Source organism: Lachnospira multipara LB2003 (genome assembly GCF_000702205.1).
GTDB classification, from domain to species: Bacteria; Bacillota; Clostridia; order Lachnospirales; family Lachnospiraceae; genus Lachnospira; species Lachnospira multipara_A.
In genome coordinates this window covers 89071-101605 of the sequence record NZ_JNKW01000010.1, presented here as the reverse complement: position 1 = coordinate 101605, position 12535 = coordinate 89071, and the positions used below count along the sequence as shown (strand labels likewise).

11 protein-coding genes are annotated in these 12535 nt (G+C 32.5%); 8 read left to right on the top strand and 3 right to left on the bottom strand.

The window, feature by feature from the left end:
- Nucleotides 1–234: 234 nt before the first annotated feature.
- Nucleotides 235–1320: an asparaginase domain-containing protein gene (locus T537_RS12450; protein WP_051637186.1), complete on the bottom strand. Its 1086-nt coding sequence runs from the start codon at nt 1318–1320 to the stop codon at nt 235–237.
- Nucleotides 1321–1542: 222 nt separating this feature from the next.
- Here T537_RS12450 and T537_RS0107545 point away from each other — a divergent pair, with 222 nt between their 5' ends.
- The 7 genes from T537_RS0107545 (at nt 1543) to pflA (ending at nt 8718) form a co-directional block, all read left to right on the top strand.
- The gene (locus T537_RS0107545) at nt 1543–2529 is read left to right on the top strand and encodes a putative ABC transporter permease (protein ID WP_031557015.1); all 987 of its coding nucleotides are present in this window, start codon (nt 1543–1545) and stop codon (nt 2527–2529) included.
- A 104-nt stretch (nt 2530–2633) separates the two neighbouring features.
- Nucleotides 2634–2948: a thioredoxin gene (gene trxA, locus T537_RS0107540; RefSeq protein ID WP_027438539.1), complete on the top strand. Its 315-nt coding sequence runs from the start codon at nt 2634–2636 to the stop codon at nt 2946–2948.
- Between the two features lie 228 nt (nt 2949–3176).
- Nucleotides 3177–5429, top strand: coding sequence for a formate C-acetyltransferase (gene pflB / locus T537_RS0107535; RefSeq protein WP_031557014.1), 2253 nt, complete (start codon nt 3177–3179; stop codon nt 5427–5429).
- 235 nt (nt 5430–5664) lie between these two features.
- Nucleotides 5665–6072: a hypothetical protein gene (locus T537_RS0107530; protein ID WP_027438541.1), complete on the top strand. Its 408-nt coding sequence runs from the start codon at nt 5665–5667 to the stop codon at nt 6070–6072.
- A 143-nt stretch (nt 6073–6215) separates the two neighbouring features.
- Nucleotides 6216–7412, top strand: coding sequence for a nicotinate phosphoribosyltransferase (pncB, locus tag T537_RS0107525; RefSeq protein WP_031557013.1), 1197 nt, complete (start codon nt 6216–6218; stop codon nt 7410–7412).
- Nucleotides 7413–7581: 169 nt separating this feature from the next.
- A complete protein-coding gene (locus T537_RS0107520) occupies nt 7582–7800 on the top strand; it encodes a hypothetical protein (protein ID WP_027438543.1) in 219 nt (72 codons plus the stop codon).
- Nucleotides 7801–7959: 159 nt separating this feature from the next.
- Nucleotides 7960–8718 (top strand): pyruvate formate-lyase-activating protein, encoded by a 759-nt coding sequence (gene pflA, locus T537_RS0107515; RefSeq protein WP_031557012.1) that lies wholly within the window; start codon nt 7960–7962, stop codon nt 8716–8718.
- Nucleotides 8719–8782: 64 nt separating this feature from the next.
- Here pflA and T537_RS0107510 read toward each other — a convergent pair whose 3' ends face one another.
- Nucleotides 8783–9160 (bottom strand): metal-dependent transcriptional regulator, encoded by a 378-nt coding sequence (locus T537_RS0107510; protein WP_027438545.1) that lies wholly within the window; start codon nt 9158–9160, stop codon nt 8783–8785.
- 204 nt (nt 9161–9364) lie between these two features.
- On the opposite strand from T537_RS0107510, the gene T537_RS0107505 reads away from it, so the two are divergent.
- Nucleotides 9365–11200, top strand: a complete 1836-nt coding sequence (locus tag T537_RS0107505; RefSeq protein ID WP_027438546.1) for a hypothetical protein — start codon at nt 9365–9367, stop codon at nt 11198–11200.
- 163 nt (nt 11201–11363) lie between these two features.
- Here the strand turns inward: T537_RS0107505 and T537_RS0107500 are convergent, their stop codons facing one another.
- Nucleotides 11364–12380, bottom strand: coding sequence for a DUF5050 domain-containing protein (locus T537_RS0107500; protein WP_031557010.1), 1017 nt, complete (start codon nt 12378–12380; stop codon nt 11364–11366).
- Nucleotides 12381–12535 lie beyond the last annotated feature (155 nt).

Here is a 12535-nt window from a genome sequence, read left to right as displayed (position 1 = left end):
TTCTATGATACGATGCGAAAGCATCGGCTGCGTTCGTGAGCAAGAAGCGAAGCGGATTGCGAATGTTATATAAAGTGTTTTTGTTAATCATAGAACAGCAAGCTGTTCTATGATACGATGCGAAAGCATCGCTGCGTTCGTGAGCAAGGAGCGAAGCGGATTGCGAATGAGAAAACACGGATAATCGTTATTCGATTATCCGTGTTTTTTATTAGATATATTATTTTTTTGAAACTATATCCAGTCCTGCGCAATTGACTTAGACATTACTTCTCTAATATTTAGTCCATTACTAGCTGCAAGCCATAATTTACAATATTGTGATATATAAGAGCTTTCATTTAGTGGTATAATTCCAAGCTTTTTATAATCTTCAACTGTTTCGTAAGCTTTTTCAGAGTTAGACAATCCAATTAAGTAAATTGGGATGTTAAGCTCGGCAGCTCTTTTTGCAAGGGCTTCAAGTTCCTTTGTAACATGAATTGTACCTGAGTGGAAGCTTTCAAGTAAAATAGCTTCAAGGCTATTATTAAACACGTCTTTACCTTCTTCTTCATCAATAATGTTGTCCTGGGCAATATTTTCCAAAACATCATCTAAATCAGGATATGTCATACCAACATAAGGTCTAATTCTTAGGACTTCCGTACATGTGTTAGTAAGAACAACATCTGCACTATTGATACCTAATTCAGTAATACTCTCAATATTAGATGGGTCTACCTTGTAATTAGGATTAAAGTTTAGATTGCCGGATGTAAAGTTAGCATAACTAGTTTTTTTAACGCTTTCCACATCAGCTGATAGAGTAACAGGCGGCTCAAGTCGTGTTCCTCTATGGATTGTTGTTAATCCACCCTTATTGCAGTAACTTACAAATACACCTGTTCCAGCTTTTCTTTTAATAAAATCGATTGCTCCATGAAGATTAATAAGACCATTAGCTCGTGGATCTTCAAGGACAAAATCAGAAGATACAAGTATAATTGGAATCTTAGCGTTATTAAAAACATAGGCAAGAATAGCAGCTGAATACTGTAATGTGTCAGTTCCATGGGTTACTACAATACCATCTAATTCCTTATTGGAAAGGGCTTCATTAACATCCTTAATAAGAAGACTTAAATGATCGCCATCTAAATTCTCACTTAAAAGTGTGTAGGGATTAGATGTTGTAAAATTGATAGTTGCTGCGTTAGCATATGATTTTTTATATAAGTTAATTAATTTATATGGACTTCCTTTATCAGTGGAAATATAATCGTTACTTCCAACAAAGCTACCGATTGTACCTCCGGTAAAGATAACATGAATATTCATAAAACCTCCTAATGATTGAAATGTGCATACTCTATTTTAATGGTAGTTTGGTTGAAAGTTCAAGTGTATTTTGTTAAAATAAACTTAAGAGTTTTGAGGGAAATTTTATTTTTAAATTGTAGCCATATAGAAGAAAAAATAATAGAATGTATAATTGTTCAAGAGAGTTTAGATAAATTCAATATCATTGAACAAATATAAGGCATATTGAGAGGAATTTAAATGAATTATTATAGTCTAACACAGTGGTTGCTTTTTTTCTTTTTATATTGTTTTATAGGCTGGGTTTGGGAATCTTGCTATGTGTCAACTAGAGAGAAAAAATGGGTAAATAGGGGATTTTTACACGGCCCTTTTTTGCCAATATATGGAGCAGGAGCTGTTACAATACTTATTAGCACTATTAATGTTAGAAATAACGTATTTCTTGTTTTTTTACTTGGCATGTTGGGTGCTACAGTATTGGAATATTTTACAGGCGCTTTAATGGAAAAAATATTTGGAGTAAGATATTGGGATTATTCTAATAGATTTCTTAATATTAATGGTCATATTTGTTTGATTGCAAGTTTATGCTGGGGCCTTTTTTCCTGTATTATGGTCAAAATTATTCATAGTCCAATTGAAAAGATGGTTCTTGATATACCAGACTTTATTACAGAAATAGTGGCTTTTGTACTAGTAATTTACATGTCTGTTGATTTTACAAATTCATTTAATGAAGCTATGGATCTTAAGGCAATGCTTGATAAGATCACATCAGAGCATGAACATATAAAATTCGTTACACAAAAACTTGAAATTGCATATGCATTTGCTGAGGATGAATTTAAGGAAAATAAAAAGAAATATAATAGAAAACGTAGAGAATTAGCCTTTATTGCTAGTCGTAAGAAAGTTCATGTTAAACAGTATTTTGAAGAAAAGAGAAATGATTTAACAGATTCAGTTATGGCCTTTAAAGAAACTAAGATGGCAGAACTTTCAAAGATTGCTGATAAGGCAAAAGAATTGCTTAAGGATAAGTTAATTGATGAAACTGTAATGAAAGCAATTCAAGAAACAACTACAAGAGAACAGAATAAACTAAGTATGATAGATAATAAGCAGTTTAATAGTTTAGTAAAGATTCTTAGAAGAAACCCAACAGCTACATCAACTAAGAATAGGGAAGCTTTAGAGGAAATTAAACATTTAATGGATAAATAAAAAATAAAAAGCTTGCATTCGCAATTAAATTGTGTTATAAAATAATTGTACACAATTAAATCACACTAATGTAAATTCGTAATATTTAATGGAGGTAATGGAATATGGAAATTATTCATGGAACAGAAGCAACTTTTAAAACAGAAGTTTTAGATTCAGATAAACCAGTATTGGTAGATTTTTGGGCTACTTGGTGTGGACCATGTAAGATGATTGCACCAATCCTTGAGAAGGTAGCAGCAAGCACAGATGAAATTAAAGTAGTTAAGATCGATGTTGACGAGAATCCTAATATTGCAGAGAAGTACAATGTTATGTCAATTCCTACATTAATTCTATTTAAGGGTGGTAAGGAAGAAGCTAAGCAGGTTGGCTTTGTTAACGAACCAGCTTTAAGAAAGTTTGCAGGTTTAGAGTAAGAATAGTGGTATTGTATTAAATTTAATACTTGATAAAGTTCTATTGAAAAAGAGAATAATCGGTGTTACTATATATTTGCAGTTAAGATTGTTACAGATTTGTCAAAGTTATAGTTATTGAATTATTAGCTTTAGCGGAGACATTTTTATTTTAACTGGAGTTGTATACAATATACACTTATAACACACATATTAATTTTTTATAGCTTTTTAAGGAGGAGTTCAACGATGTTACAGTTTGAACAGTGGAACGGTTTCGAAGGTAGACTTTGGAAAGAAGAAATTAACGTTAGAGACTTCATTCAGAAGAACTACACACCTTATGATGGTGATGAGAGTTTCTTAGCAGGCCCTACAGAAGCAACAGATAAGCTCTGGGGTAGATTACAGGAATTACAGGCTCAGGAAAGAGCTAACGGCGGCGTATTAGACATGGAAACAAAGGTTGTTTCAGGTCTTACAGCATACGGCCCAGGATATATTGATGAAACAATGAAGGACCTTGAAACAGTAGTAGGTCTTCAGACAGATGCACCACTTAAGAGAGCATTTATGCCTTACGGTGGTATCGCAATGGCTGAGAAGTCATTAACAGAGAATGGTTATACACCAGATCCTGAAATGCACAAGGTTTTTACAGAATATCATAAGACACATAACCAGGGTGTTTTCGATGCTTACACACCAGAGATGAAGGCTGCTAGACATAGCCATGTTATTACAGGTCTTCCAGATACATACGGTCGTGGACGTATCGTAGGTGATTACAGAAGAGTTGCTCTTTACGGTATTGATTACCTTATCGAAGAGAAGACTCATGACTTCAACAACTGTGGTGATGGTACAATGTACGATGAAATCATCAGACAGAGAGAAGAATTAAAGGATCAGATCAACGCACTTAAGGGTATGAAGGCTATGGCTGCTAGCTATGGTTTCGATATCTCTAAGCCAGCTAAGGATGCTAGAGAAGCAGTTCAGTGGTTATACTTTGGTTATTTAGCTGCAGTTAAGACACAGAACGGTGCTGCTATGTCAGTTGGTCGTGTTGCTACATTCCTTGATATCTATATTTCAAGAGACTTAGCTGCTGGTACATTAACAGAAAGCGAAGCTCAGGAATTAATCGATCATTTAGTAATGAAGTTTAGAATGGTTAAGTTTGCTAGACCAAACGCTTACCAGCAGTTATTCTCAGGTGATCCTACATGGGTAACTTGTGACCTTGCAGGTATGGGTGTTGATGGACGTTCAATGGTTACTAAGACAGATTACAGATTCTTACATACACTTGAGAACATGGGTCCTTCACCAGAACCAAACTTAACAGTACTTTATTCTTCAAAGTTACCAGAAAGCTTCAAGAAGTATGCTGCTAAGATTTCTGTAGATACATCTTCAATCCAGTACGAGAACGATGACGTTATGAAGGTTTACTGGGGCGATGATTATGCTATCTGCTGCTGTGTATCTGCTACACAGACAGGTAAGGAAATGCAGTTCTTCGGTGCTAGAGCTAACCTTGCTAAGTGCTTACTTTACGCTATCAATGGTGGTGTAGATGCTAAGTCTAGAGATCAGGTTGGTCCTGCATATCCACGTGTTACAACAGAATACTTAGAGTATGATGATGTTGTAGCTAAGTTTGATAAGATGATGGACTGGTTAGCTGGTCTTTACGTTAATACACTTAACTTAATCCAGTACATGCATGATAAGTACTACTATGAAGCAGCTGAAATGGCTCTTATCGATACAGATGTTGAAAGAACATTTGCTACAGGTATCGCTGGTTTCTCTCATGTAGTAGATTCACTTTCTGCTATTAAGTATGCTAAGGTTAAGGTTATCAGAGACGAAACAGGATTCAACGTTGATTACGAAACAGAAGGCGACTTCCCTAAGTATGGTAACGATGATGATAGAGCTGATGACATCGCTGTATGGTTACTTAAGACATTCATGGATAAGATTAAGAAGAGACATACATATAGAAATTCTAAGCCAACTACATCTATCCTTACAATTACATCAAATGTAGTTTATGGTAAGTACACAGGTAACATGCCTGATGGACGTAGAGCTGGTTCTCCACTTGCTCCAGGTGCTAACCCATCTTACGGTGCAGAACAGAACGGTTTAGTAGCTTCTCTTAACTCATTAACTAAGTTACCTTACGGTTGGGCTCTTGATGGTATTTCTAATACTCAGACTATGAACCCAGACGCTCTTGGTCATAATGAAGAAGAAAGAGTTAATAACCTTGTTAATGTAATGGATGGTTACTTCGATCAGGGTGCTCATCACCTTAACGTTAACGTATTCGGTAAGGATAAGTTAATCGATGCTATGGAACACCCAGAAAAGCCTGAGTATGCTAACTTCACAATCCGTGTATCTGGTTACGCTGTTAAGTTCATCGACTTAACTAAGGAACAGCAGATGGATGTTATTAGCAGAACATTCCATGAAAGAATGTAATTTTTAAAAAGCATAAAATTTAAATATATATAGTTCGGACGCCAAGGGGCTTGTAGTTTACTACAAGCCCCTTGTTTTTATGCTAAAAATTGAAAAAATAGAATCTTGTCTATTTACAATTAGTAGTAAAGAATGAATAGATTCTGTTTACTACTAAGTATTTAAATGTTATAATTACAGTATAGATTATGTGAAAAATGGTTTATAAATAACATTTTCTGCGAGGTGAAAAAACATGGAGAATGTATCGGGAATCAGGTTTATATGTGAACTTCCAGCTGTTCTACCAAGTAAGACATTTAGAGCTATGGATGTTGATTTGATAAAGTTTTTGGGAACGGAAATGGAATATAAAATACATAAAGCAGGAAAGAGCATGTATGATAGCCACGGATTTAATATTTCAGCTGGGGATTTTTACATTGAAATGCTAACAGTTGGAAGTAATGAAATGTGGAATGCTGATACAATTGAAATAGCTATTGCTGTAATAAATAGACATATCGAAATGAAGATAAATGGTGAATTTATTTACAGAGATGGTTCTGTTAAAGTAGAGGTTGAAGATAAAAAAATATCAGACGATGACTATGAAAAAATGATACGAGATCTAGCAAAAAATATTATTGGAAAACATGTTTAATAAAATGTTAAATTTTTCACTTTAGATTTGACAAAAAATCTGATAGAATTACAATAATCATGTGATTCTAGTTTTTAAAAGAGCCTTTAAATCTGGACATAGGATTTAAAAGGCTTTTTTTTCTAGTTAGAAAGGGGTTAAATATGCATAAGATAATAAATAGTTTATTAGAGACAGATCTTTATAAATTTTCAATGGGGCAGGCAATATATCATCATTTTCCAGGCTATGAGACAACATGGTCTTTTAAATGCAGAAATAAAGATGTTGTATTTACTAAAGAAATGGTGGACGAGATTAAGAACCAAATTAAGATGTATTGTGAATTAAGATTTAAGGAAGAAGAGTTAGAATATCTTTCTTCTATTCAGTGGTTTAAGAAATCATATGTAGATTTTTTACGTCTATGGCATCCAAGATATGAGGATTTTACATTTGGAACAGACAGCCCATGTGGCTTAACAATAGAAACTAATGGTACTTGGCTTAATACTTCAATGTATGAAATTCCTACACTTGCCATTGTTAATGAAGTTTACTTTAGAATGAAATATGATTACGATAAGCTTTTATTAAGCTTTAAGGAAAGATTAGAAGATAAGGTAAATAAGCTTGTTAGCGGTGAGTATAATATAGGCGCATTTTCTGAATTTGGTATAAGAAGAAGATTATCAGCTGATGCACAAGAGTTAGCAATAAAGGAACTTATGAAAGCTAACTTTAAGGCATCAACTTTTGTAGGTACATCTAATGTATATCTTGCAAAGAAGCTTAATACCAAGCCAGTAGGTACAATGGCACATGAATGGATTATGTGTGTAGGTCAGGGAAATCATAAACACAATCCAGCATACTCTAACTGGTATGCTTTAGATGCTTGGGTTAAGGAATATGGCGTATTAAATGGTACAGCTCTTACAGATACAATTACAACTGACTGCTTTTTACGAGACTTTAAATTAACTTATGCAACATTATTTAGTGGTGTTAGACATGACAGCGGCAGCCCATTTGAATGGGGTGATAAGATGATTGCACATTATGAAAGCCTTGGAATTGATCCTAAGTCTAAGACATTACTCTTTAGTGATAGTCTTGACTTTAAGAAGGCTGATGAGATTAATTCTTACTTTAAAGACAAAGTAAAGGTAGCATTTGGCATTGGAACATATATTGCTAATGATACAGATGTTGATGCTCTTAATATTGTAATGAAGACAACTGCATGTAACGGTATGGATGTAGCTAAGATTTCAGATGTTGAAGGTAAGGGAATGTGCAAGAATCCAGATTATGTGCATTATTTAAGAAGAACTATTGCATGGAGAATGGAACATTAATATAGTGCATTTTAAAGCACTTTATATTTAATAAAATCTTAATCTTATGATTAATGTCATTTTAATCTTTTGATAATATAATAATAGGCAAAGGGAAGATTAATAAACACATTCCTTTCCAAAACAGATATCTTCTCTTTGTCTATTTTTAAAATTGGAGGATTAATCTATGATAACATTACTAATGCTATTATTATTTATAGGCTTTTTTAAAATGGCCATATTTTCATTTAAAGTATTTGGAACAGTATTCGGATTGTTCTTTGGAATTATAGGTTATTTGATATTGGCAATTGTAGGCTTTGCTTTGATATCAACATTAAGTTTTGTGTTCCCAATATTAGCAATTGTAGCGCTAGTTGCACTATTTAGGAGAGCATTTAGTTAATTTAAGCAAATGTCTTGTATTTAGTACAATTAAAATATGCCTATGAGTTGAAAAAACAAGGCGTATGTGATATATTTAACAAGAAGTGTATATTGTATACAATTTAGCATCAGGAGTAAATTAACGCTTCTGGTGCTTTTATTAATGAAAGGAGTTATTATGAGCGAAGTAATTGGTAGAGTTAATTCATTAGAAAGCTTTGGTTCTGTTGATGGACCAGGTGTTAGATATATAGTTTTCCTTAAAGGATGTCATATGAGATGTAAGTATTGTCATAACCCAGAGACTTGGGGTATGGAAGGTGGCATGGAAATGACACCACAGGAAATCATGGATAAAGCTATTAGATTTAAGGCATATTGGAAAAATGGTGGTGGAATCACAGTTAGTGGTGGTGAAGCACTTCTTCAGATGGATTTTATTATTGAATTATTTAAGCTTGCTAAGGCAAAGGGAATTAACACATGTATAGATACATCTGGTAATCCATTCTCATTAGATCCTGAATATCTTAAAAAATTCGATGAACTTATGAATTTAACAGATACATTCTTACTTGATATTAAGATCATTGACGATGAGAAACATAAGGAATTAACAGGTTGGACTAATAAGAATATCTTAGAATTAGCAAAGTATTTATCAGATAATAACAAGGATATGTGGATTAGAAATGTATTAGTTCCAGGCGTAACAGATGACACTGAGGATTTAGAAGGCTTACGTGATTTTGTTAAGACACTTAAGACAGTAAAGCGTTTTGAGGTATTACCATACCATACTTTAGGTGTTGTAAAATATGAAGAACTTGGAATTAAGTATGAATTAGATGGCATCTTACCTCCAACAAAGGAAGAAATTGAAAGAGCTAATAATATTCTTGAAACAGCTAATTATCAGGGATATTTAGGAAAGTAATATATATAATAATCCCCTGCTTAAGTAATAAGCAGGGGATTTTAGTTTTGGTAATACTAATAAATTATTCTCCGATTTGTTGTATAATAACTTTCTTTAATGCAGCAAAAGTTTCTTTGCTTAAATCATGTTCGATTTTACAAGCATCATCTTCTGCAATCTTAGAATCAATGCCTAAACTCATAAGCCATTTAGTAAGTAATTCATGGCGTTCTAGAATAGTTTCAGCAATCTCTTTACCAGCGTCAGTAAGATAAATATATCCTTCTTTTGTTACTGTTATATAGTTAGATTCGCGTAAATTTTTCATTGCAATGCTTACTGATGATTTTCTAAATCCCATTTCGTTAGATACATCGATTGATCGAACCACTGGAAGCTTTTTACTAAGCATTAGTATAGTTTCAAGATAATTTTCTGCAGATTCATGAATTTCTGACATTTTTAAAATCCTCCATATGTATAGGTAACGACTACTCTGACAAGTATAACATGAAAAAGATATATTCGCAAATTATATATAGAAATTTAAGAATTATAAAAGAGCTCTTAACTTTTATTTGATGCGGATTAGTGCTATAATAAGCTAAGATACTGGGCGATAAATTAAAAAAGAGTAGTAATAATTAAGAAAGGTTAGCTGGATATGGATAACAACGGGGTAAATGAAGTATTTAATAAATATAATGTAGATCAAATCGTTGTTCCTGAAGTTGTGAAGGAAGATTTGTTAAGCATCATAGAGGAAAAACTTACTAAGGTAGGTTTTTATTATCGTGTTGCTTATAGAGTTAAAACATCGGATTCTATCCTTAATAAATTGTTATTAAAGAGATATCAGATAGAAGGCTCACCAAATGAACATAAGAAGATGCAGGATTTAGTAGGTATTAGAGTTATTCTTTATTATGAGGATGATGTGGAGATTTGTAAGGACTTACTAGATACAATTTTTTCAACACCAGGTGTTTGGGAGACGACAGAAGCATCTGAGTATGAATTTAAGGCAAGTAAGGTTAATGGTATTTTTAAATTGCCAACATATTTAAGCAAGAATATATCTAATCCAATGCTTTCAGATTACATAGATGATACTTTTGAAATTCAGGTTAGAACTAATTCCTTTGAAGGTTGGCATGAAATAGAGCATGATACAAGGTATAAGGGTTCAGCCTTTGGTGGTAATGAAGCATTAGCAAGAAAGATGAATTCTATCCTTGCAACTTATGAATTATGTGATGATTCAATGGTAGGACTTATTGAAGATTTAGGACATCACCATTACAAGAATAAGAACTGGAATGATATGTTAAGATGCCATTATAGATTGAAATTTGAGAATGAGCCATTGCATCCATATGTTGAGGAGATTTTTAATAGTGATACAGAATTGGCTAAGAAATTCTATAAATTCAAGAGAGCTAATTTAATTAATCAGTTATGCCTTAATGTGTATGGAAAGCAGGCTGAACTTACAGTAACTAATATAGTACGAATAGTTAATCAGATTGGACCAAATGATGATAGATTAAATGACGCTTTTGTAAAAATTGAATTGGAGAAGAAAGAAGGCAATTCATTTAATAGACGTAGAAGGTTTGAACCATTTAAGACATTGGGTCAGTATAAGGTTTTTCATGCTAAGACAGATATAGATCTTAATAATTTAAGCATAGAAGACGCATTTAGAAAGGCATCAAACCTTATTTATTCTTGGGTAAATTCAAGGTTTAATGAAGTATTTACAGACATACCAGAAGAAGTGGCTAGTTATTCTAATACAAGTCCAGGATATTCGGTTATGGTTAGCTATAATCCGGAAAAGCTTGAATTTGTGGAGAAAACAACTCATTTGGATTCAAATGTAGCTACTAGACTTTGGATTTCAGATGCATCAATTAAAAAAATAGATAATAGGCTGGAATTTGAGGTAACTAACAGATATGCAGAACCAGAGGATAGATTTAGAGATACAGATAATATATTGTTCTCAAGACCTAATTTCTATGGTGAAATAGCTGATAACATAGGTATTTGTGATGTAGAAAAATTAAAAGAAGCTGTTAAGTATGTAGATAATAATGAAGACTACGACAATCTAGTGAAGTTAATAAAGAACGATGAAAGACGATTCCCAGTAGTAATTTTTAATGCAGAAGGGGATTGGATAGATGAATTTGATATTAACTATTTTGCTTATTTAGTAGGCTATTATTCACATATAAAGATGTTTAGTAATAAAGATCAGGCAAGACGTTTTGCCAACGACTTTGGACTTAATATGACAGAATACGTTAATTCAATTACGGTATGCTATCCAAGAAAGGATCCAATTACAAGCTATAATTCAGATATTATGGATAGTTCTTATGAAGTAATTAAATTTGATAAGAAGAAGTATTGGAACGAAACAGGTTGCAGAGCATTTAGAAGACAGTTAGTTGCAGATATTAGAGAGAATAATATTATTGATAGAGACTAATTATTAACAATTAAATATAACAATGAAAAAAGGAACTGTAGTTAAATCCTAGGACTTGAATTGGATTTAGCATACAGTTCCTTTTTTGTGTAGAAATATTTAAAAAAGGAGGTATTTAAAGCTGCTAAGAATTACCTAATCTTAGCTTCATGTTAACAAAACATTACTTTATAGTAATAATCTCTACTTTAGAGAAAGTTCCAGTGGTTGGAACTCTATATAGAGTTTGTTGGTCTGAAAAATACATAAAAAATGTATATTTTGATGTACAATGAACATTGGTTATATTACCTTGGGCAATATATTCAATCTGTGTTCCATCAGTGTTTAAACGGTATAAACCAGTTGTAAGACCGTTTTTTCCCTCCACTTGTACAAATATTTTTTTGTCGTATACGTTATAATTAACAATAATTCCATCTGGTGGTGCAAAAATTTGCTCTAGAACACGAGTCTTAGTATTAACACGCATTAGGGCATAATTTTTATCTAAATCGATGTAATACATGTAATCACCTTCATAGTCAACAAGATAAGAATTGGCATCGTAAAAAGGTGTTATGGAATCATTACTTGTGTCTAAACAATAAATTCTATTTCTTTGGTTTGGATTAGAGAAATAGATTTTTTTATTGTAGACATTGGCAACGTTATATTCAGTATCATCTATAAAAGTCTGGTCTTTCTTATCAATTTTGATTTTTTGTAAAGTAAGTGCAGTATTGTCGTCGTAATGCTGATAATAGATGTAGTTACCGCATAAACTAATCATTCCAGATTTATCTGTTGTTACAGTTTGAATATGAGAGCCATCAAGGTTGCAACGATAAAGTCCAAATAATTGTCCACGAAAAACCATAGCAATAGCGTCTGGTGAATAGTTATTTCTAACATAGTAAATGTATTTACCGCAAACATTAATATATGCAACGGAGTCATCTACAAGTTTTCTAGCATTAGTACAATCAGAAGTCATACAATAGAGCTTATTTTTATCAGCAGCATTGGCAAAATAAATCATACCTTTATATTCGCAAAAAAGTCCGCCGTTATTGAGATTGCCAGTGGTATTACCAGTTGCATCATCCTTGTTGTAACTAATGCGGTTAATAAGAATATATGATGTAATAAAAATAGTAATAGCTAGTATAATAATAGCGCCAATGGCTATTTTTACCATTTTTCTTATGTTAATCACCTCCGATTATGGAAGATAAATTGTTAAATTTTAATATTAACTTTTTTATATTATAACATATATTATTAGAATTGTTAATAATGTATAAATAATATTGTAAAATAAATATATTAATTCTTGCCAAAGGTAAAAATACA